This is a genomic window from Desemzia sp. FAM 23990, from assembly GCF_045528485.1.
In the GTDB taxonomy this organism is placed as follows: domain Bacteria; phylum Bacillota; class Bacilli; order Lactobacillales; family Carnobacteriaceae; genus Desemzia.
The window spans coordinates 1-20,622 of the sequence record NZ_JBGQQW010000013.1 but is presented as its reverse complement, the minus strand read 5'-3'; the positions used below and the strand labels follow the sequence as shown (position 1 = coordinate 20,622).

General features: G+C 34.3%; 20 protein-coding genes, 1 pseudogene and 1 riboswitch. Of the genes and pseudogenes, 7 read left to right on the top strand and 14 right to left on the bottom strand.

The window, feature by feature from the left end:
- Positions 1 to 16 precede the first annotated feature (16 nt).
- The 5 genes from ACEN4I_RS06740 to ACEN4I_RS06720 form a co-directional block, all read right to left on the bottom strand.
- Positions 17 to 985, bottom strand: coding sequence for a PD-(D/E)XK motif protein (locus ACEN4I_RS06740; protein ID WP_407102649.1), 969 nt, complete (start codon positions 983 to 985; stop codon positions 17 to 19).
- A complete protein-coding gene (locus tag ACEN4I_RS06735) occupies positions 982 to 3,639 on the bottom strand; it encodes a Z1 domain-containing protein (protein ID WP_407102647.1) in 2,658 nt (885 codons plus the stop codon). The genes ACEN4I_RS06740 and ACEN4I_RS06735 overlap by 4 nt, the downstream gene beginning before the upstream one ends.
- On the bottom strand, positions 3,632 to 5,095 hold the full coding sequence (locus ACEN4I_RS06730) for an ATP-binding protein (protein WP_407102646.1): 1,464 nt from the start codon (positions 5,093 to 5,095) through the stop codon (positions 3,632 to 3,634). Before ACEN4I_RS06730 ends, ACEN4I_RS06735 begins: the two co-directional genes overlap by 8 nt.
- Positions 5,096 to 5,148: 53 nt before the next feature.
- Positions 5,149 to 5,571: a very short patch repair endonuclease gene (locus ACEN4I_RS06725; protein WP_407102645.1), complete on the bottom strand. Its 423-nt coding sequence runs from the start codon at positions 5,569 to 5,571 to the stop codon at positions 5,149 to 5,151.
- A gap of 461 nt (positions 5,572 to 6,032) precedes the next feature.
- Positions 6,033 to 6,935: an NAD(P)/FAD-dependent oxidoreductase gene (locus ACEN4I_RS06720; RefSeq protein ID WP_407102644.1), complete on the bottom strand. Its 903-nt coding sequence runs from the start codon at positions 6,933 to 6,935 to the stop codon at positions 6,033 to 6,035.
- 216 nt (positions 6,936 to 7,151) lie between these two features.
- On the opposite strand from ACEN4I_RS06720, the gene ACEN4I_RS06715 reads away from it, so the two are divergent.
- Positions 7,152 to 7,319: an Atu4866 domain-containing protein gene (locus tag ACEN4I_RS06715; protein ID WP_407102643.1), complete on the top strand. Its 168-nt coding sequence runs from the start codon at positions 7,152 to 7,154 to the stop codon at positions 7,317 to 7,319.
- 20 nt (positions 7,320 to 7,339) lie between these two features.
- Here the strand turns inward: ACEN4I_RS06715 and ACEN4I_RS06710 are convergent, their stop codons facing one another.
- Positions 7,340 to 7,471 (bottom strand): hypothetical protein, encoded by a 132-nt coding sequence (locus ACEN4I_RS06710; RefSeq protein WP_262926741.1) that lies wholly within the window; start codon positions 7,469 to 7,471, stop codon positions 7,340 to 7,342.
- A 427-nt stretch (positions 7,472 to 7,898) separates the two neighbouring features.
- Here ACEN4I_RS06710 and ACEN4I_RS06705 point away from each other — a divergent pair, with 427 nt between their 5' ends.
- Entirely contained in the window at positions 7,899 to 8,693 is a 795-nt protein-coding gene (locus ACEN4I_RS06705) for a hypothetical protein (protein WP_407095951.1), read from the top strand.
- Positions 8,694 to 8,904: 211 nt separating this feature from the next.
- On the opposite strand, the gene ACEN4I_RS06700 is transcribed toward ACEN4I_RS06705, so the two are convergent.
- The 6 genes and pseudogenes from ACEN4I_RS06700 to ACEN4I_RS06675 all read right to left on the bottom strand — a co-directional run bounded on the left by ACEN4I_RS06700 (position 8,905) and on the right by ACEN4I_RS06675 (position 14,078).
- A complete protein-coding gene (locus ACEN4I_RS06700; protein WP_407102642.1) occupies positions 8,905 to 9,168 on the bottom strand; it encodes a hypothetical protein in 264 nt (87 codons plus the stop codon).
- A gap of 81 nt (positions 9,169 to 9,249) precedes the next feature.
- Positions 9,250 to 10,562, bottom strand: a pseudogene (locus ACEN4I_RS06695) (ISL3 family transposase).
- A gap of 200 nt (positions 10,563 to 10,762) precedes the next feature.
- Positions 10,763 to 11,485 (bottom strand): energy-coupling factor transporter transmembrane component T family protein, encoded by a 723-nt coding sequence (locus tag ACEN4I_RS06690; protein WP_407102641.1) that lies wholly within the window; start codon positions 11,483 to 11,485, stop codon positions 10,763 to 10,765.
- Complete coding sequence (locus ACEN4I_RS06685) at positions 11,469 to 12,974, bottom strand: ABC transporter ATP-binding protein (RefSeq protein ID WP_407102639.1); 1,506 nt, start codon at positions 12,972 to 12,974, stop codon at positions 11,469 to 11,471. The genes ACEN4I_RS06690 and ACEN4I_RS06685 overlap by 17 nt, the downstream gene beginning before the upstream one ends.
- Positions 12,958 to 13,545, bottom strand: a complete 588-nt coding sequence (locus ACEN4I_RS06680; RefSeq protein ID WP_188205490.1) for an ECF transporter S component — start codon at positions 13,543 to 13,545, stop codon at positions 12,958 to 12,960. Before ACEN4I_RS06680 ends, ACEN4I_RS06685 begins: the two co-directional genes overlap by 17 nt.
- Positions 13,542 to 14,078, bottom strand: coding sequence for a YkoF family thiamine/hydroxymethylpyrimidine-binding protein (locus ACEN4I_RS06675; protein WP_407126571.1), 537 nt, complete (start codon positions 14,076 to 14,078; stop codon positions 13,542 to 13,544). The genes ACEN4I_RS06680 and ACEN4I_RS06675 overlap by 4 nt, the downstream gene beginning before the upstream one ends.
- Between ACEN4I_RS06675 and ACEN4I_RS06670 the strand changes: the two genes are divergently transcribed.
- Positions 14,056 to 14,250, top strand: a complete 195-nt coding sequence (locus tag ACEN4I_RS06670) for a hypothetical protein (protein WP_407126572.1) — start codon at positions 14,056 to 14,058, stop codon at positions 14,248 to 14,250. The genes ACEN4I_RS06675 and ACEN4I_RS06670 overlap by 23 nt on opposite strands.
- Positions 14,217 to 14,320, bottom strand: a riboswitch (TPP riboswitch). (Overlaps the previous gene by 34 nt.)
- A gap of 412 nt (positions 14,321 to 14,732) precedes the next feature.
- Here ACEN4I_RS06670 and ACEN4I_RS06665 read toward each other — a convergent pair.
- Positions 14,733 to 15,512, bottom strand: a complete 780-nt coding sequence (locus tag ACEN4I_RS06665; RefSeq protein ID WP_407096087.1) for an SPFH domain-containing protein — start codon at positions 15,510 to 15,512, stop codon at positions 14,733 to 14,735.
- Positions 15,513 to 16,098: 586 nt separating this feature from the next.
- Positions 16,099 to 16,983: a LysR substrate-binding domain-containing protein gene (locus ACEN4I_RS06660; protein ID WP_407102637.1), complete on the bottom strand. Its 885-nt coding sequence runs from the start codon at positions 16,981 to 16,983 to the stop codon at positions 16,099 to 16,101.
- Positions 16,984 to 17,094: 111 nt separating this feature from the next.
- Here ACEN4I_RS06660 and ACEN4I_RS06655 point away from each other — a divergent pair, with 111 nt between their 5' ends.
- The 4 genes from ACEN4I_RS06655 to ACEN4I_RS06640 all read left to right on the top strand — a co-directional run bounded on the left by ACEN4I_RS06655 (position 17,095) and on the right by ACEN4I_RS06640 (position 19,912).
- A complete protein-coding gene (locus ACEN4I_RS06655) occupies positions 17,095 to 18,132 on the top strand; it encodes a YeiH family protein (protein WP_407102636.1) in 1,038 nt (345 codons plus the stop codon).
- Positions 18,133 to 18,424: 292 nt separating this feature from the next.
- The gene (locus ACEN4I_RS06650; RefSeq protein ID WP_188205485.1) at positions 18,425 to 18,673 is read left to right on the top strand and encodes a type II toxin-antitoxin system Phd/YefM family antitoxin; all 249 of its coding nucleotides are present in this window, start codon (positions 18,425 to 18,427) and stop codon (positions 18,671 to 18,673) included.
- Positions 18,673 to 18,957 carry a type II toxin-antitoxin system YoeB family toxin gene (locus tag ACEN4I_RS06645; protein ID WP_188205484.1) on the top strand — a complete coding sequence of 95 codons (285 nt, stop codon included), beginning with the start codon at positions 18,673 to 18,675 and terminating at the stop codon, positions 18,955 to 18,957. The genes ACEN4I_RS06650 and ACEN4I_RS06645 overlap by 1 nt, the downstream gene beginning before the upstream one ends.
- A 562-nt stretch (positions 18,958 to 19,519) precedes the next feature.
- Complete coding sequence (locus ACEN4I_RS06640; RefSeq protein WP_207558087.1) at positions 19,520 to 19,912, top strand: hypothetical protein; 393 nt, start codon at positions 19,520 to 19,522, stop codon at positions 19,910 to 19,912.
- Positions 19,913 to 20,622 lie beyond the last annotated feature (710 nt).

The window sequence follows — 20,622 nt, the reverse complement described above, 5'->3', positions numbered from 1 at the left end:
TTTCATCACCTCCTTATTAATTAAAATCAACAAGATAATCTTGAATCTCTGTTAAAATCAGCTCATAGTTTACCGCTCCCACAGAAACAGGGAGCTCTTCTCTATTTAGCTTTGGAAAGTCAGTATTTACAAGGTAATTGCTGACTTTATGTATTAGATAACGATGCAGATTACCTTCATGATTTGGATCAGAAAAAACATCTAAACTTATGCCTAAGTCATTAATTTTATTAAAAAAACTTAATACAGTATCTTCAGAATCTATTATATTTTTTATTTTATTTAAAAGATCAAAAAGCCTTACACCATTTGGATTTCCAATTCCTGCTTTTTCTATTTCCGTAATCAATAGTACTCCTTCAGTATCTGCTTGAAGTTGTTCTATGGAAGATATTTTTACAGATAACTTCCCGATATTAATAGTTTTTGCTTCGTACCACATCCCATCACTATAAGAAAAATCTTTATGGTTTTTTTCAGTGCCTACCCATCCTCGAATAGCTTCTTGAACACCATATTTAGGGATCATGAATTGATCTAAAATATTTAATTCTCCTACTAGTCCTTTAACTAACATTTCTGATATTTTGTTAGCTTCGACTTTAAACATTCTTTGCCAGTAAACGTAACGGTTATAAATTTCATTAATCGTGATACTGGGATTTTTTTCAATTACACTTTCTAAATCTATTGCGAACGAAATAAAAATTGATAAAAGACTATCATCACTTAAAGAAAACAACACAGCCATTTTATTATCGGGTATTTTATATTTGCTTACCTGAATCAACTCAGTACTTTTAATTTCTATATCTATCTCTTTTGATTCAATAGAAATTGCATAGCTTCCGCGATCTACACCTGCCGCAATAGAAATATTATCACCTCTTTTTTGAGGAATAAAATTATTACTCGTGTCATTAGCTGTTTCCATTAGTATAGAAAAAGTATTAGAATATTCTCCAAATCTTTTCTCGTTTATCATCTTTCAGAAACCTCCACATCCTCTAGATCCTTATATACAGTATTAACAACATACCTAACATAGCTGCTTTTTTTACGATCTAATTCTGGAATTTCAACAGAAATCATGGGAATATAGTTCTCACTTAACTTCTCCCCTTTTTCATTTCTAGGAGTAACAGAATACACAAGAATTGTTGGTTTATGGCAAAATTCAGCTTCAAGGTATTTCTTTTGAGAAATAGTCCCTTCATTGTATTTATCTTTTATTTTCTTCCACTTCTCTTTACTTAAACCATAACGACCATCTGTTGGAGAACCTAATCGAGAATTTGAATTCTTGTAAACTCCTTTTTGTTTTTTAAATTCTAATACAGTTCTTAACGATACTTTGCCACGTACCCCATGACCATAATCAAAGTCACCATCTTCTCCTGATCCTGTTGGAAAGATAACGTCCCATTGATTAAGACTTTCAGCATTATTCTCATTTAACCATTTAATTATTAGATCACTATCAAATTTAGACCCTGGAGCAGGAGCATAGTCTTTTAAAAACTGTATAATGTGAGCTTTGTCGACATCACGTAACCCATATATTTGGTTACGTCCATTAGGATCAAAAGAGTTTGCAACTTTCTTCTCATGTTTATCAATGAGATTTTTTATTATGTCAGTATTTTTTTTATTAACGACTCTATCATCAACATTGATTGCTGTAGTTTCGATAATATCTTTACTAAAATTCACTCGAGCTGTTAATTTTTCCCCATATTGCATTTTATTTCTAGCCGTAATTATTAAACCGGTCTGTCCGCTTCTAACTCTTATCCCAAACTCCCTTGGTGTTAAACCTCTTTTTGAATTTATTTCTAAATCCTCTTTCAACTCTTTTGTAGCCATAGCAATAAATTGGAAATCACTAATTACATTTTTAGTCATATAAATCCGACATAAGTCTGAATAATTTGGTCTATAACCAAACCATCTTCCCATTTGCAACAAAGAATCATACATTACTGAGTTCCTGTAATAATAACTTATCATTAAACCTTCTAGAGTTAGTCCGCGAGACAATGAGAAGCCGCCAATAACAATCACGCGTTCACCTTCTTTTTCATTCAACAAGTAATCCAATTCTTTATTTTCGCTATTCACAATTTTAACTTCTATACGATAAATCGAGTCATTCATTTTTTTTAATAAATCATCAAATTGATAATTTTCTGCCAAATCAGTATAGTGTATATCAAATGTTTTTCTTATACTGTCGATCGTTGGAACTTCTAATGCCTCTTCTAATGGTAATTTACTATATATTCGAATATCTTTTTTAACTCTTGTAATGTAATCAAGAACTACATCTTTAACCTTTACATGTATATCTTTTAAACGACTAATATTCATTAACATTGATCTATGTGCGTTTGTGTCTCCTCGATCATCTCTTATAGTATTTGCCAAGAAGAAAAGATTGATAGCATCTATCATACTTGGTGCTAATGTAGAAAAATTATGGTTGCTTTTATGCTTCAATGGCAAGTAAGTTTCAACTTCATCTGATTGTATCTCAATAAGCATTTTCTTATGCTCAGCTTCTTCATTAAAAACACTCTGGACTCCGATGTATTCATCAGACTCACCAAGTACGTAAATATAATCGCGAGGAAATAAATCTTGCCCATACATTTCAATATCATTTTCAGGATTTATAAATATATTTGCATATGGTGTAGCTGTAAATCCAATATAGCTGCTTTTTGTAAATAACTTTAAGATTTGTCGAATTTTAGAATTAATTGCAGTCGGCTGTTCTGCATCTTCTTTACTAACATCTACTGATGCAAAATCCGCTTCATCATCAATCAGCAATAAGGAGGAATCAATGTGATCATGATTTTGTATGCGGCTGTTACCATCAAGCCAACTATATATATTTTTAAGTGAAGTTGCATTTTTCTTTGTTACAATAATAATGGGTACGTTTGTACTCTCAATAGATTGTTGAACATTTTCTCCGATTATTTTTCTAAAGTCATTTTGCCGTGTTGTTAGATAAACTGGGTGTTTATTTGCAAATGTATTATAATCCACATTATTTATTATACCTACACCTTTATCTAGATTTGCTATTCCCAAGCCCTCTTCAATACGGATTTGTGTCTGTTCTCTTAATGTATTAGTAGTACCAGTTAAAACAATAATCAATTTATATTTAGTATCTGCTGCTAAATTCATCAAACCTACATAATTTGCCGTTTTACCAGATTGGACGTCGCCAACAACCAAGCCTTTTCGTATAAAATTATGTCCATTAGGATCTCCTAATAAATCTGTAATTTTGAACAAACTTTCTTGCATTCCTGCAACAACCTTAGGTTCAAAATGCTTCTGGTTTTGCAGATAATCAATATATCTATCCCAACGCGTAACTCCTAAATCTTTATAATATTGTTGAAACCAAGGAGTGTGTTTTTCATCACTTTCTACAACATAACTTTTTTGATAGGATACTCTGATAGATTGTATTGCAGATTCTACGGTATATTGAAATTCTTGCTCACCTATATGATCAAGCAACGGTGTACCTCTCAACGTCTCGGCCTGTTCCCTTATATCTGGTTCAGTTGCACCATTATTTACTTGACTCATCAACGCTGCTTTAAAATCAAACATTATTTCCACCCATTTCTTTATTTATAAATTCTATTGCTGCTTGACTTGAACTATATGGTTCTTCAGACAAAATAGACTTTAACCAAGAATTAATGTCAAAAACTTGTGAAGTCTGCAATATTTTTATAGTCTCCTGTAGTTGTTCAATAATTTGTTGACTATTATCGTTATAACTTTCATTTCCCTCACTAATTTGAGAGTATATAGCTTGAAATGGAACATTAACTGCCATTGCCTTTTCAAAAGTGAAAAATACATTTTTCTGCTCTTCATCCAAAAGCGACAGGAAATGTTGATACAATTTATTTTCTGGATTTATTTCCAGATGGAATTTTTGGTCTCTATCAGTATATAAGTCCCAAATAGGTTTATCCTTTTTCAATTCTTTTTTGCCTCGATATGTATTAACATTTTTTGAAACAATTTCCCCATCATTAATAGCAGAAAATAGATTCTTCTTAATTATACTTGGAACTTTAGCCCGACTTTTTTTCACATCTATTTCCCATAAATAGTCGAGACTATTAGGAATATCTACTCTGATTCGAAGATTTTTACCAAGTTCTGTTTTTCTTGTCAAACCTAGATAATCTCCCCAAACTATCAACCTTTTATTTCTATATAGATAAAATCCCTGCCCATTATATTGTTCATCAGACTTCCCTGCTTTTCTTTTATCATTTGCAGATAAATTTGAATAGTGCGGCAAAACGTAGGGCTGCACAAAGATTATTTCATCATCAATTACAACTTTCTTATTTTTTAATTCTTGTGTCCCATTATGATCAACTAAATATGGATCTTTTGCTACTACAGGTTCAAAATTTACAGTTATATTTAGACCACTAGCAATAAAACGATGAAAAATCAAAGCAATATGTTCTACAGCTATATTCATTAAATCAATCAGTTCAGATGTTAAATTAGATGTTGAATTCGCAATTCGATCAAAGATTTCCCATTGAATAATAGTTCCAGATTCTTTACTTTTTAATTCTGCTAAATTAGGAATATTTTCTAATGTACCAGTTGATAATTTTATCACGTTGAACTTATCTGTTTGATGAACTAAATCAAGATCCCATCTATACCCGATAATTTTTTCATTTTTCTTTGAAATAACCGTTAATACTTTACATTGAGAAAAGCTTGCTGATTTTAATCCTAAGCCAAAACGGCCTAAATCATTGCTTTTTCGCTTATTTATCGGATTTTTACTCCCTAACCGCATTGCTTCAATTAGTTCGTAGTCATCCATCCCTCTGCCGTCATCAATAACTTGGAGGTAAGGCTCTCCGGATTGCTCTCTTTGATAAATGTTAATGCTTTTTGCGCCAGCACTTATTGAATTGTCAATAATATCAGCAATAGCTGTTTCAAATGAGTATCCTATTGAGCGCATGCTTTCAATTAAACTAGCAGCATTTGGCAATATAGTTACTAAATTTTCAGTCATATTTGATCTCCTCATAAATTGGTTTATACTTCAAAAAAAAAACAATATAGAGTTTATATATCAGTTTTTAATTTAACAGCATCTTTAATTTTTTCTACGCATTGATCGACATCTTTAAAGACTTCATGCTTTTCCCATAATCTGATCACAGTCCATCCTTGCTCTAACAATTTTTGATTTACAATATTATCTCTCTCTATGTTTTTTTCAATTTTTGGTATCCAATATTCTCTATTAGTTTTAATTCTTGTTCTTTTTTGATTTTCCCAATCATATCCATGCCAAAACTCTCCATCAACAAAGACCGCAATTTTGTACTTTGTGATTGCAATATCTGGTTTCCCTGGTAATTTTTTATAATTTTTATAATAACGTATACCTTCGTGCCATAACCTTTTTGCAAGGAGTTCTTCAGCTTTACCGCCAGTTGATTTTATCTTCGACATCATTTTTGATCTATACTCTTTGGATTCCATATCTTTCTCCCCCAAATAAACTGATTTTTTAGATATGATAATGGCAGAGATAATGACTGTAATACCACTGTTTATCTTTATTAGGAGTATTATGCACATATTTTTTTGAGAAAATAGCCTTTTCATTTATTAATATCAATTTTACTAGCATTATCATAATTAAACAACATCTGGGAGTAGAACTCTTAATAACAGTGGATAACTTTGAACTTTTTTCAACAATCCTGATGTTTAGAAAACTATATCTTATATCTAAAAAACCGATAAAGAAGTTTTAGTAAAAAATTTTTTTGTGATCCTAACAAAAACGTTTGTAAAGTAACATAAAATTTACGATTAATACCTAGCAATAATATGGCGTTCACTTTATAAATAAGATTAGTCATTAACCCGAATTATCTAACAAAAAAAACAGACTAAAACTGTTCTCTTTTTACGCTAGCTATATCTTGCAGGCATTTCTACATCCCGTAAAATGCTGCTTCACTAGATTCGTTGATAATGCCTATACCTGCCATGTGTCCTTGACTGGCAGAAGCGATCAGTTGAGAAGGACCAGTTATTTCTCCTGCAGCGTAAACGCCTTTTACATTCGTTCGACCCAAAGAATCTGTAATAACGAATCCTGCTTCACCTAGTTCAATATCTAATGAGTCAATAAATGAAAAGTGTTTATCTAATAGTGTCGTACAGAAACCACCGGATCTTTCAATTTTTTCTCCGCTTTCGAAAACAATTCCTTGAAGCTCTCCATCTGTGCCCTCTAGTTCAACAATTCGTTCTTCTATCAAGCGAATCTGATTTTTTTCTAGCAGTTTTTTCTGATCAGCGTCAAATATTTCATTTCCGTTAGTGGCTATAATCAAGTCATCCGTCCAATTTTTCAATAACTTGGCAGAGTGCAACCCTACACTCAATTCTGTGATTAATATCAATGGTTTATCCTTCATTTCCCAACCATCACAAAAAGGGCAAGAAAAAATGCTTGTTCCATAATAGTCTTCAATCCCTTGAACATCTGGAACCTTTTCTTTCAATCCTGCAGCTAAGACGACATTTTTAGTAGTGATGTTTTCGCCTGACTCGACAGTTATTTCAAAAGAACCTTCCTCTGCTTTTTCAATTGATAAGACTTTATCTGTCTTAATAGAAATGGTAGGGTATTTGAGCAAATCTTTTCTGCCTTTATCTCTGAAATCTTCAGGTTTGATGCCATCTTGTGTCAAGAATGCATGAGAAGCATTCGTTACAGCATTCCTTGGCTTTTCTTCATCAATTAGCAGGACTTGCTTATTGCCTCTTCCTACCACTAAAGCAGCGCTCATACCTGCTGGACCGCCACCAATCACTACAACATCCATCATCTTGTTCCCTCCTATGACCTCTATTGAAACTTATCATATTTATCATTAAAGCAAAAAAGTCAGCTGGATACTATTCTTGAGTTTGCTTCACGATTCAAGCAAACCTTTTTTACAGAAATGCACACAGACGGCTATTGTCCACCACCAGTTGCCTCTAAAAGAGAAATCTGATGAAGTATACGAGGAAACCAAGGAATTGCTTACTAAGACAAGTATGTGGTCACTAACAACCACATCAAATATGCCGATGATACAGGCTTCACTGCTGACGGGACCTTTATCGATGGAGTCCTTACCAAGCAAGTATGCAATGTATTCAGAAGAAGGAGATCTAGACGAGATTTTAGAAAACTAATTCTCTGCAAAAAAAAGAATAGCCAGTAGCTGTTCTTTTTTTGCCTAAATTATTTGTTAAAGATCTTCGGACCTTTACGCATGTTTTTCATATCGTTTTTTGGATCGGTCGTTTGTTTAGATTTCCCGCCGCCTGCTTGTTTCTTTTTGATCAACTCTAACATTTTTTCTTTTGAATTCATTTTCCCACCACCTCATTGGTGTAACACTAAATACTCTCAGTGAGATAAGAGGAGCGGCAACTACATGAATGGAGATTTTTGAAAATGACTAACTCATTCTAAAAATTGTACTATTCTACATTCAACATGATTTCCCATATCCTTTGCCCAACTTCACAATATCCGGTTTACATTCTTCCCTAAATCATACAGGATAAACCGCGATGTGACAACATATTTTCATTTACAGAACAGATAAATTGTCTAAGAAATGTCAGTAATGTCGCTCAAAAACAGCATACACTTTTTATATTTCAAATGTAATCCCTGTAACTGCCATTAAGGATATTGGGAGTACATTCTGTTATAGTAAGGAAAAGAGCCACTAGTTTTTTATTGTTTACTAACTGTTGGTTTGGTACATTTTCTCACTATACGGAGTGTTGTTATGTTTACATTAGGCAGAAAAATCGATTTGCGTTATAAACCTAATCTCATAATCGTACTCGCTGCATTGGTAGTAGTTGCGGCAGGGTGGCTAATGTTTGGGGAGTTCTCCTTAGGAATCTCACTAGGCGGAGGATTCTTTTTGACCTGGGTATTCTCTAGAGAATTGGATCCGGCACATGACTATTCCGCCTACTTAGCGGCTGTTTTGTCTCTTTCGATGCTAGTTGATTTTGAAAGCATCGGCTTCCTTAATGCCTTGTGGCTGGTGCTTCACATGAGAGCAGTAAATGGCATCACAGGCAAAAGTCTGACACTTTTTGATGTTCTCGCCTTATTGGGTCTCACTGTTTTTCTCTCTTTAAATGATGAGAACAGTATCTATTTACTTCTCTTTGTTTTAGCTATGATTTTTATCCGACAAACGAGAGCAAAAACGAAAATGCCAGCGATAGCTGGTTTCCTTGCTCTCATATTGTTTACCATCCAAAGTACTTTGATGGACGCTTTATCTCTAAATCAAATAGACTACTCTAACCTTTTTAACTTGCTCATGATAGTAGTGCCTTGTTTGTCTTTGATTCCATTTTGGTTTTTATCCCGCATCAAAAGTGAAGATGATAAAGGGAATCGTGTCGCTCGATCTAAAGTGTTTGCCAGCCAACTGTTGTACATTGTAGCGGTGCTGCTTTTCTTTTTCTTCAGCGACATCTCTTTTAGCGATCAGATGATTTATTTGTCTGCTAATATCGGAGTCGTCCTTCATTTTCTTATCCTTAAGTCTAAAATTAAATAACGTTAAACCAGCGCCCATGCGATTAATCAGACGCATGGGTGCTGGTTTCTTAAGTTAATGAAATTATTTGATAACCAGTCCCGTTAGAAATCTAAATCATCATCTTCCTGTTTAGGTTCTTTTTTAAACAGCAACGATACTAAACTGCCTATCAAAAGGACCACTATCGCTGCAAAAATAAACTTCGCTAAGAAGAAAACCATGTTATCACCTACTCGTTAGTATCTACAATGGCTTGACCAGTTTGTACTTTAACCCAGCCATGTTCCAAGCGAGCTTCTACTTCTTTTAATTTGATCAATTCTTCAGAAATGGATTCTGATAATTTTTTATTGGCTTCCGCCTCGGCTTCTGCAGCTTTTGTTTTGGCTGTATCAGCTTCTAAGAGAGCTTTTTCTTTTTCTTGACCCGCTTTGATGATCTCATCAATTGATTTTTGTATTTCCGCATCAACATCCGAAACTCCAAAAACCACGTCTTCTACTAAGAATCCTTTAGGCTCAACTGCTTTAGTGGTTCTTCGTCAAATAGGGTTGATGAGAAAATTTTACACAGACTAGGCAACTTGCTTAGTCTGTTTTTCTTTCTCCGGTAAATATAAGCGCGTCATTAATAAAATCCGATTACGGAAGTTGTGTAATTTCGGTAACCGAACGCCGTTCGTTTTAGGTCTTTAATTTTATTATTGATTCCTTCAATAGGACCATTTGTTAAATGGGGGTATTGAAACGTATTCTGGACAAGTCTGAGGTATTTTCTCAACGTTCTGAGTACCCGTTGCAATCCTCTTGAAATGGGTTTGATTTTTGCTTGGTTGAGAACATATGTAAAGAGTTCCCTCTGATTATTTGTTAAAGCGTAACGCAAATTTTGAACGACAGTATATGTTTCTTTTAAAGTTTCATTTAACGACATTAAGTAATCCACAATAGATTGCGTATTGGTTAAGTAATCGAAAAGTTTAAACTTAGCATACTTGGAAGAAGTTAACAGGGTTTCAGATTTTAAAGGCAGTTTCCAGTATCTTTTATATTTATTATAAAGACGGCCGTCTTTATAGCGGTATTCATTCATGGGGGTTACTCTGCATTTATTTAGCTTTCTGTTTAAAGCCTGAACGATAAGAAAGCGATCAAAAATAGTCGCTGCATTGGGAAAGAGAGCAGGAATTAATTGGATGTAAGGTTCGTACATATCAATTGTTACCGTCTTTACCTTTTTTCGGACAGGTAATGAGAACCGTTGGAAATAACGCAATAACTCACCTTTTTGTCTATTCGCTACAACATCTACAACCCTATGGGTCAGCGCATCACAATAAATAAAACTCATCGAAAATTTAACCGAGTTGACACTTTTAAATTCATCAAAATTGAGGTGATCCGGCAAAGAAGAAACCGGTCGAATTTTTAGTTTTTCAGCCGTTTGAGTGATGACGCGATGCACCGTATTCCAAGATACCGAATGTTCTTCAGCAATCATTTTCACAGATTTTATTTTCGTTGCTTGATCGGCGATGTGTTGCTTGACACGAGTAGAGACAAAGCAGTCTTGATCGACAATAGCTGTTTGAGCAGTATAAGCAGAGAGGCATTTTTTACAGAAGAAACGTTGTTTCTTTAACATTAAGTAGGCCGGTAGGCCAGACACATGCATTAACGTTAGACGCGATGTTCTAGTGCCATTTTTTACAATAGAATAGTGCTCGTTTTTAGTCCCACATCCAGGATATCTTTCTGGGATATAGGATAACTGAGCATGATAAAACAACGAGCGTCGATCTTTATACATCTTTTCTTCAACGGTTTCTCCATCAAAATAAATATTTTTGTCTTTTAATTGCAGTGTATTTGCGATAAACTGTTGCATATGGACGTATCTCCTTTAATTTGGTTTGGCGATTAAATTATATCGGAGATACGTTCTTTTTTCATTACATACGAAAAAATACGGTTGGTGGAAAAATTATCCATCAACCGTATTTATTATAGAACCAAAAAAAATAAACTGTTATAACAAGGTTTTTGACTCATTTTTGAGAAACTATGAATTATTCAGGTTTAATTAAATTATAGGAGTCTGAGGTATACCAACCCGATTAACGTCATGAGTGGAAGCGTAATGAGAAAAACAACATCATACCACTTCACTTTAGTTTGAATGTAATGGGTCCGTTCTTCAGAAAAACCTTTTGCATGCATTGCCATTGCTAATGCATCAGACCAACGTATAGACCGAATGAGGAGTCCAATCATGGGTCTATAATCAAATTTCCTCAATTTAATTTGTCTAACTTGATAAGCTAGTTTTGCTTGTGAATAATTTTCCCTCATTGAAGGGATTAGATAAACAGATGCCAAAACACCATAAGATAGACTGTTCGATAACTTTCCTTGCTGAACCATACTAGCAATTAACTCATTTGGATAGATAGTCAATGCTGTTAATAAACCAAGTACTGCGAAAGAAAAGATACGTGTCCCTAATCGTAGCCCATTTAAAAATGTAGCATCTTCCACAACAAAACGTGTTGACTGCGCGGATAGACTAATGTCAGTACCGCCAGTATGACTAAACTGCCATCCTGTAATGAAGAAAGCAAATGATAAGAAAAGAGCTGGAAGAATGATTTTTAATGCTTGTCTTAATTGAACTCTTTTACTCGTAAATAGAAGTAAGAGAACAATCACACTTATAAACGTATTGAGGCGCCAGTCTGGTGAGAACATTAAGAGTAAACTGGTGACTAAAACAGTGACTAGTTTTATAAATGGGTTAATGCGATCGATCATAGGTCACCTCAATTAACTCTTGATTTTCTAATAGATAACCACGGTCAGCATAGTGCTTTACTAAGTCATGATCGTGACTGGTGAAGATGATGGACGTTCCATCTTGCCTAAGTTCATTTAAATTATTCATTATTTCAAGTGCATTTTGTTTATCTTGACCATAGGTTGGTTCATCAACGAGTAGCAGTCTCTGCCCTTTAATTAACATACAAAGCACTGCCAATCGGCGTTGTTGACCCTGACTTAAAAGCCATGGTGAAGTAGAAGCATGATTTTCTAAGTTATGGCGTTTCAAGAGGTTAGTGATTAATTTTTTAGTTTCTTCTTCAGTCTTTTCAGGATAAACAGCTTGCACGCCAATATTCAATTCATCAAAACATGAAGTTGTTAAAAATTGAAGAGAAGGATCTTGAAAAACAAGTCCAATGTGAGAAAGCCACTCTTTCCTATTCTTAGAATTAAACTTTAAATCTTTCATATGCATAGTCCCGTCAAAAGGATATTCCCCCAGAATCGTCTGAAAAATAGTTGATTTACCGGACCCACTTTTTCCTTCTAACGCAATCAATTCTCCAGGATAAATGTGCATGTTGCCGTTTTTTAATAAAATACGGTCAGGATGCCACGTTTTTTTCAGCCATTTTGTTTTATATTCTCCTAGTTCAATCGTCATATTTTCGATTTGAAAAATCGGCTCCAAGTTATTTGATACTTCTGCTTGTTGCAGAGGTTTTTCTAGTTCTGACAATAACCCTTCTTGTTCAAGAAGGAGATGATTGTTAGTAGAAAGTGGATCAAGTGAGATGTTTGTCTCTAGAAGTTGCCCCACTCGACTTAATACCATCATTCGGTCAACAAATTTCCACCTATCAAGACGGTGATCGATGACTAGAATGATTTTATTTTGTTTTTTTAGTTCTAAAATTGTTTCTTGAAGTTCATTTGCTTTTTGATCATCCAAGTTAGAAAATGGTTCATCTAATATATAGACGAGTGGATCAATGATTTCCAAACATGAAAAGTTTGCTCGCTGTAATTCTCCGCCAGACATGACATCAAAAGAACGTTCAAGCAATTCGGTAACACCTGTTTTCTTTGCGTGTTCTTTAACCATTTCATCCATTAATGAAGGATCAAAACCTTTGTTCTCTAAGCAAAAAATTAATTCTTGATAGAGATTTTCCATAGCAAATGCTAGTCGGGCATTCTGAAATGATGCAGATATATACCTCATAGATTCCTGATTGTCCATAGATAATAGGTCTTGTCCAGAAACAGAAATTGTGCCGGATTTTAATGTGCCGCCACTTTCAGGATAATATCCTGTTAGAACACCTGCTAGTGTACTTTTTCCTGATCCGCTTGCACCCGCTAGAAGCACAATTTCTCCAGGATTGATTGAAAAACTTATATCCAAAAAGTGTACGCTATCTTCTAGATTGAATTCTAATTGCTCAACAACAAGTCCATGATTATTTCCCTTTTTCATGACTGACACCATAAGATTTCAATAGCCCCGTATTGTCCAAAGCAATACAAATTTTATGCGCAATAAACCCAGTAAAAATAAGTGAACTTACTAAACGAATAACAAAGATAGCGATAACGATAGAAATTTCAAGTGAAGCATAATCGTTTCTGAATGCAGTCCAGATAAAACTGAAAATGGTAGCCAAAACGGCACCTACCATTGAATTTCTCATATTATAGCGACGGTATTTCGTAAACATATAAGGCAATTCAACACCTAAACCTTGAATAAAGGCACTGACTATAACAATGGGACCAAAAACATTTCCCAAAACAACTTCTATAACAGCAGCAAATATTTCAGTAATAATACCCACGCTTGGCCGTCTAAGAACGTAAAGAGCAACAACAGGTGCCATAAACCATATCCCGTAAAAAGGTTCATATCCTAAAATACCAATACCTGCTGGAGTGAGAGCAGTTGTTAGAGCAGCTCCTAAATACAATGCAATTAAATAAACAATTCCAAATGCGACAGAGATTAATCCCATAAAAATAAAGTCTCTTAATTTCAATGGCTCTTTATTCATAATGATTCCCCCTCAGGTAAGTTACAGAGTAAAGAGGCTTCTATAATATAATGGCTAACATCTTTGCCTGTTCTTTCTGCGACATATTCTAAATAATCAAAGACATCATGTACTTCACCTTTTAAGTAAGTCGTGTAATGGCCACTTCCAGCATAAACACCTCGGTCAATCCCATTGTTAACCACTTCTTCAATAAGTGACATATAGTTATCAGTGCCCATTGGATACAGCGAAAATTTACCAACAACTGGGAAGGATCTTTTGCGGCTGTTGCGGTCATTGATACGTCTATCATCATAATCAAGTGTGTAGTCTGCATCGTGATCTCCCGGGCAACCTTTCGAGATAGTCATATGAAGACTCATATGTACATCATCATGATATGCTTGAGAAAATACCGCTCGAACGCCGTCAAATACAGCCGATTCTCTACCACGGTAAACCGTTGAAGTGGGATCAGTTTCACTCCACACCATAGAAGTGTCTACATTTTCAAGTGAAGAGAGGATAATGTCGACAAAGTTATCAGACATCGGGGCTAAGTTGAATCTAATTCCGGCAATTCCTTCTTTTGAACCAGGAACACCTACTGCGCAACTGCCGTATGAGACATATTCTTTTTTTGACAAAATAAAAACTCCTTTTCCAGTTAATAATCCAGAAAAAGAGTATAGTAAAAATTATAATCTTCCTACGCAACAATAAAGTTGATCAGGTTCACGAATCTGCTTCTAGCACTCTCAGCCTCCTTTAAAAGGCTCTCCGGATTAAATAACTATTTAATTTTGTTAATTCAGTATACTTGAAAAGAAAATCGATGGCAAGCTAAACATTTTTATTATTTTAGAATTTATCGTTCGAACGTGATAATGTCCTAAGTAGGTCGAAGCATAAAATGTCCCAAAATGATAAAATAAAATCATGAAAAGGATAATACTAACGATGAATAAAGATAAGAAATATAAAGTAATAAAAGCTGTGGCAGAAAAAAGAAAGGAAAAAAAGAGAGCTTGTGTTGTGAACCACAAGAATCCCTTTTCCCTTTTTGCAACAAGTCCTTAAAAATTCAAATCATCATCTTCCTGTTTAGGATCTTTTTTAAACAGCAAAGACAATAAGTTTCCTATTAAAATGACCACTATCGCTGCAAAAATAAGTTTACCTAAGAAGAAAATCATTTTTATCACCTACTCGTTAGTATCAACAATTGCCTGACCCGTTTGTACTTCAACCCAACCATGTTCTAAACGTGCTTCTACTTCTTTTAACTTGATCAATTCTTCAGAAATGGATTCAGATAATTTTTTATTGGCTTCCGCCTCTGCTTCTGCTGCTTTTACTTTTTGGTAAGCTAAACTGTCTGCTTTTGTTTTGGCTGTATCGGCTTCCAAGAGAGCTTTTTCTTTTTCTTGACCCGCTTTGATGATCTCATCAATGGATTTTTGCGTTTCCGCATCAACATCTGGAACTCCAAAAGCAACGTCTTCTACCAAGAATCCTTTAGGTTCAACTGCTTTAGTGAAATCTTCTAAAATCGATTGCTGAACTTCTGTTGATTTTGATCCCGTTACATCCAACAAGCTATATCTAGCAACGACACTACGCGATGATTTCAGCAATTGTGCCTTCAACCAGTTTGCTTCAATATCTTCTACGCTGATGCTCCCAAATTCTTTAAACACATCAGAAACTTTTTTTGAATCTACTTTATAAGCATATGTAATCGATACATGGGTAGCTTTTCCATCTTCCGTAGCCAAATTCAACTTCTCTGCTTTAACCGTCTGTAAGCGAATAGGATACTGAGTTACTTTATCCAATCCGACAAATTTAACCCCTTGGCTTAGCGTTTGATCTCTCACTCCGCCGTTCATTGAATAACGAACCCCTACATAACCATTTTCGATTTTTTCAAAAAACACTAAAAATCCACCTACCAATAAGATAATGACTAAAAGACCAATCATTAACCCTTTGATTTTTTTGATGCTGTTCTTATCGTATATTTTTTCGTTCAATTCTATGTCCTCTTTTCTTTTTTTAACTAAATAATTTTCTTAATAACAAATACTTTTCCTTACTCTCTTACAACAAACCACCCCGTGTAACTATTTACTGCAATACACAAAAAGAAATACACAGGCTTTTCTGCTGTAAGCCTATGTATTCTTTTCGGCATACTTTTTCTTTTACGAGTTGACTCTATTTACCTTACTCTTCTCATAAAAAATCATCTTAATCATTATACCAAAGAAATGAAGAAAAACGGTGGATTCTTTAGATATCTAAGCTTAATTATAGCAATTAATTTAATTACCGCGATTCTGGAAAGCCATTTTTATACAAATCTAGTTCTTTCACAAGTGTTTGCTTCCTAAATCAGAATTAAAGGAATAATGTATATAGCCTTTGACATCTACATCACTCCCAATTCCTATTGGATTAATTTCATGCTCTTTGATCATAGAGTTGTTGAGACCTGAATTTTTTCAACTCTGCTGCTTAGAATCAAAAAAGCGGTTAAACTTAACATGCCTTGTACATTAGGCCTGTCTAGTTTGATTCCGCGACTTTTAAAAAGTTCTTCATCGTCTCCATCCCTCTCACTTGGATTCTTTTTAGATAAATCAAATAAAACGGATGAATTACATTAAAATCACTTAAAGGTATCTTTTTCAATATTCCTTTGTTGAGTTCCTCTTCAACAGCCCTCTGATAAATAAAACTGATCCCTAAATTTTTTTCGACTAATTTTTTAGTTGCGCCAATGCTCCCGATCATCATAACTTTCGAAAAGCTGTCTAAGTGGATCCCCTTACTTTTTATCGCTGTTTCGAAAATCAGCCGTGATCCTGATCCTTCTTCACGGACTAGAAGAGGTGTAGAAAATAAGTCGTTAATGCTTTGTTCTTGTTTCCATAAAGAACTTTTTTCTGAACAGACAGCGATAAACGGTTCTTCAACGATTTTCTGGAATTCAAATACAGACTGATTGAATTCTCCTTCTACGAACGCAAAATCAATTTTTCCATGTTCCATCAATTCGATCAAATGTTGGGTATTATCTGTTACCATCGAGATATCATGCGCTGGATACTGGTTCAAATACGACTCAATGAGTCCAGGCATCATGTATTCCCCAATCGTCAAGGAGGCTCCAAATACAAGGGTATTGTGCTCTACAGTAGAAGTTAATTGTTCTTGGACCTTAGCGATCTCTCTTTGGAGCAAATAAAGATCCTTTTGCAGCTGTTTTCCTTTAGCGGTTAACGATAATTTTCTCTTTTCATAATGAATCAGTTCAACCCCTAACTCCTGTTGCAAAGACTGAATATGCTGGGTGACAGCCGGCTGGGTAATGTGCAATCTTTTGGCTGTGGTCGTGTAATTCATTTCTTCTGTTAAAGTAAGGAACGTTTGGTACCGGTAATCTAACATCTAATGCCACTCCTCAATAACAATTTCTTATAATTATATAATAAATGATTATTTTGTTTTATACAATCTTCGGTATATCATAATACCATAAATATTTGGAGGAGGTTTAACATGCTCGCAAAATTCAAAAAAAGCTATCCTATCTTGCCCGGGCTACTAATCAGTGTTTTGATATCATTAATCAGCCAGTATTTATCTGCCCTTCTGCCAAATCTAGGAGCAGCACTGATCGCAATTTTTTTAGGAATTTTGTTAGGAAATACTTTTTTAAACAAGCCTTATTTTAAAAGAGGAACTAAGTTTTCTGAAAAATCTCTCTTAGAATGGTCGATCGTGTTAAATGGAATGATTTTAGATTTTCAAATCATCAAGCAAGTTGGTTTTACTGGATTTATTTTTGTTATTTTTCAAATGGTTTTGACGATTTTATTCGCTTATTGGGTCGGTCGAACTATGAAGTTCAATAAAAAAATGTCTTTACTGATGGGTGCCGGCAATGCAGTCTGCGGTTCTTCTGCTGTTGGGACTGTCTCTCCGGTGATTGATGCCGACAAGAAAGATAAAGCCATGTCCATCACTATAGTTAATGTAACAGGAACCATATTGATGGTCTTACTGCCTATTCTCGCTTCTGTTCTGTACCACAACGAAGTCGTTCAAACATCAGCCTTGATTGGAGGAACGGTCCAATCCATAGGGCAAGTCGTTGCTTCAGCTAAATTGGTAAGTATGGACGTTACTAATCTGTCTATAGTATTCAAACTTATGAGAGTCCTCCTTATCATCGGAGTAGCCTTATCTTTCAGTAAATTAAACACTAAAGAGGAAGAACCGCTATTTTCTAAATCAGCAGTTGATCCAATATCTGCTGATTTGGAAAAAAATGCAAGCCTAATGACTATTCCCTGGTTTATTGCAGGATTTTTCATTTTGTTCTTGCTTAGAAGTTTTCTACCCTTACCTTCCTTTATGATCCATAGTTCCGAAGTCATCAGTAATCAATTTGAGATTACCGCTTTAGCTGCAATTGGTCTTCAGGTCAAGTTCTCTGATATCTTGAAAGAAGGGCCTCGTACCATGTTATACGGCTTACTGATTGGCTGCTTCCAAGTTATTCTAGCAATTAGTTTGATTTTTTGGCTGTTCTAGTTTAGAATACAATATTTCAAAAAAAGCAGCGGCTGATTGATGATACTCTCTAGAAAGCATACAGTGCACCGAGTCTTACCCCAAGTATCTAACAAGAGTAATAATAAGTATTCATTTCTCACTCTATAAAGTAGCTGCAACCATTGGGAGAGTAAGTATTAGAACACTATTTGATACCTATTAACCGACTATACTAATAGTATCAAAGTCGATACTTATTTAAGAGTATTAGTTGATGTTTCTCTATATGTACACTATAATGTACATATAGAGAAAAAGGAGTTGAGAAAAGATGGATATAATCACACCAACAAACTTCAGAAAAGACATGTTCAACACTTTAAACAAGATATCAACTGAAAACGCAACTTTAGAAATCACTTTAAATGCGAAGAATGGTTCAAATGATGGTGTAGTCTTACTCTCTAAAAGAGAATATGATAAAATGCAAGAAGAATTGTACTTGGAAAGAACTGGCACATTGAGTTATGTGTTAGATGCAATGGAAAATTCAACTGAAGACGATTTCGAGGAAATTTAATGACAGATTGGAAAATAAGACAATATAAAGAAGTCAAAAAGAAGCACATTCCATTATTAGAAAAAGCTGGTCTAAAAGGTGACTATGATGAAATAGTTGAAATACTAAGAAAGAATCCTTTTGAGCAGGTCAGGAGAAATGAAGTTCTTCAGCCAAAACACAAGAAAATCCATTCAATGAGAATCAATGGACAGCATAGAGTTGTGTTTACAATTGATAAGAAGGAAAAGACTGTGACAATATGGACAGCATGGTCTCACTATGAGAAGAACATACCTATCTGATACTGGTGTATGTTCTTCTCATTATTACTTATTTGGAATCCTATCATATGAGTAGGGTAATGTACGAGAGTATTCCTGATTCTATTAGGGTTTCCCCTTTTGAAACAAAAAAAGAACCTTAAACTAATAAAATTCTCAATACATGATTTTATATAAAATAGTGTGTTGAAAGTTATAAATAGCTTTTTTCTTAACCTATAACATATTTTTATCGTTTAAGTAGCTAATTACACCACTTTACAACTTTTTAAGTAATGGAGGACATAAAAATACAAACAACCCTGACTTTTTTGTATGATTGATTTGACAAAAAAACCAACAAAAAAGGGAGTTGTTTGTTATGAACCCATTATACCAAAAGGGATTCACAATCCATAGCTTAAGGAACTATTTTTCTACAACTTCGTCCTTCCGCTCGAAGATAGGATAAATTCATTCCCACTTTTAGCTGCTTTTAACCGGTGGGTTAGACAGAAACCTAGTGACTAATTTTTTTGTAAAGTGGTGTTCTCTTTACTAAGAAGGATCTTTTTATGGGGAAGAATTTACTCAGAATATTGAATTGGAAGAAGTTGTACAAAATACCGAAGAATTATCAATCGATAATCATATTACTCCTTTTATGAATAGTAACTGGGAATACTTAAAAACCTTTAAAACAAGTACTTACGTCAAAGGATTATCTATTGGTGCAATCGCATTAGCAATTTCGCGCGTCATTGACTATATTCCTAACGTATATGCTAAGATATCAGCTTATTTAATCGATGTTGCAGCATTAGCTTATTCTATGACCCTTACATATGTTTATAATTCTGAAGAGGTGTATAGAATTTTTGACTACTCTACTCCTGTTCCAACTATAAAGGGTGAAAGAGTCATTATAAAACAATTTTCAAATAGCAGCAGAACAAAACTTTTAGGTCAAAAAACAGTTTATTATAGTCCTAATTAATGATAAATATTTGTTCTAATTAAAAAAATATAGTGCAGAGATACAATATAGATTATAAAACTTTGATATGTGTGGGATAAACTGATGAATAATAAAAAATACTTAAAGACTTCCTGGGAAGAGAGCTTACTGAAATTTATTATTTTAGTCTCAATATTTTTCAGCAGTCATGCCTTTTCAACTGATAACAATTTTGTGAAAATTATCATTGGTATTGTGATATATACGATTTGTTGGCTTCTTATATATTCAATAAAGAAAAAATGCTTTAATGATTAGCAAACAAAAAATTTCTCTAGTCTAAAAAAAGAATCAGCTCTCAGTATTAATACTGAGAGTTGATTCTTTCATTTTCAATCATTACAGTTATATTTTGTTTTAAAAAAAGCAGTTGCTAATTTATCACCCATGCCGGGCGCACTAAAAAAAGACACTCTCCAAAAATTGGAAAGCGCCTTGAAATGTTGATATATAAAGATATATTAACATTTTGAGCAACGCTCTTTCCATTCGCCTTATACTACATCCGTACATCACTGCGTTCTTACGGCTGCAGCAAATTGAGACCGCCAATTTTCGCGTAAAATCGAGTAGGAGGTAAATAATTAATTTATTTACCGTCCTCTCACACCACCGTACGTACCGTTCGGTATACGGCGGTTCAATTTTATATAACATGCTTTTGTTTTAAATAGTAACTATCTGGAGAT

Bases quoted from the DNA above. Each gene is read 5' to 3' on its own strand.
- ACEN4I_RS06685 (WP_407102639.1), bottom strand. From the start codon at position 12,974: ATGAAAAAGGGAAATAATCATGGACTTGTTGTTGAGCAATTAGAATTC.
- ACEN4I_RS06645 (WP_188205484.1), top strand. From the start codon at position 18,673: ATGACAGATTGGAAAATAAGACAATATAAAGAAGTCAAAAAGAAGCAC.
- ACEN4I_RS06720 (WP_407102644.1), bottom strand. From the start codon at position 6,935: ATGATGGATGTTGTAGTGATTGGTGGCGGTCCAGCAGGTATGAGCGCT.
- ACEN4I_RS06725 (WP_407102645.1), bottom strand. From the start codon at position 5,571: ATGGAATCCAAAGAGTATAGATCAAAAATGATGTCGAAGATAAAATCA.
- ACEN4I_RS06735 (WP_407102647.1), bottom strand. From the start codon at position 3,639: ATGTTTGATTTTAAAGCAGCGTTGATGAGTCAAGTAAATAATGGTGCA.
- ACEN4I_RS06680 (WP_188205490.1), bottom strand. From the start codon at position 13,545: ATGAATAAAGAGCCATTGAAATTAAGAGACTTTATTTTTATGGGATTA.
- ACEN4I_RS06710 (WP_262926741.1), bottom strand. From the start codon at position 7,471: ATGAATTCAAAAGAAAAAATGTTAGAGTTGATCAAAAAGAAACAAGCA.
- ACEN4I_RS06670 (WP_407126572.1), top strand. From the start codon at position 14,056: ATGTCGACAAAGTTATCAGACATCGGGGCTAAGTTGAATCTAATTCCG.
- ACEN4I_RS06650 (WP_188205485.1), top strand. From the start codon at position 18,425: ATGGATATAATCACACCAACAAACTTCAGAAAAGACATGTTCAACACT.
- ACEN4I_RS06675 (WP_407126571.1), bottom strand. From the start codon at position 14,078: ATGTCTGATAACTTTGTCGACATTATCCTCTCTTCACTTGAAAATGTA.
- ACEN4I_RS06655 (WP_407102636.1), top strand. From the start codon at position 17,095: ATGCTCGCAAAATTCAAAAAAAGCTATCCTATCTTGCCCGGGCTACTA.
- ACEN4I_RS06740 (WP_407102649.1), bottom strand. From the start codon at position 985: ATGATAAACGAGAAAAGATTTGGAGAATATTCTAATACTTTTTCTATA.
- ACEN4I_RS06705 (WP_407095951.1), top strand. From the start codon at position 7,899: ATGTTTACATTAGGCAGAAAAATCGATTTGCGTTATAAACCTAATCTC.
- ACEN4I_RS06730 (WP_407102646.1), bottom strand. From the start codon at position 5,095: ATGACTGAAAATTTAGTAACTATATTGCCAAATGCTGCTAGTTTAATT.
- ACEN4I_RS06690 (WP_407102641.1), bottom strand. From the start codon at position 11,485: ATGATCGATCGCATTAACCCATTTATAAAACTAGTCACTGTTTTAGTC.
- ACEN4I_RS06665 (WP_407096087.1), bottom strand. From the start codon at position 15,512: ATGATTGGTCTTTTAGTCATTATCTTATTGGTAGGTGGATTTTTAGTG.
- ACEN4I_RS06660 (WP_407102637.1), bottom strand. From the start codon at position 16,983: ATGTTAGATTACCGGTACCAAACGTTCCTTACTTTAACAGAAGAAATG.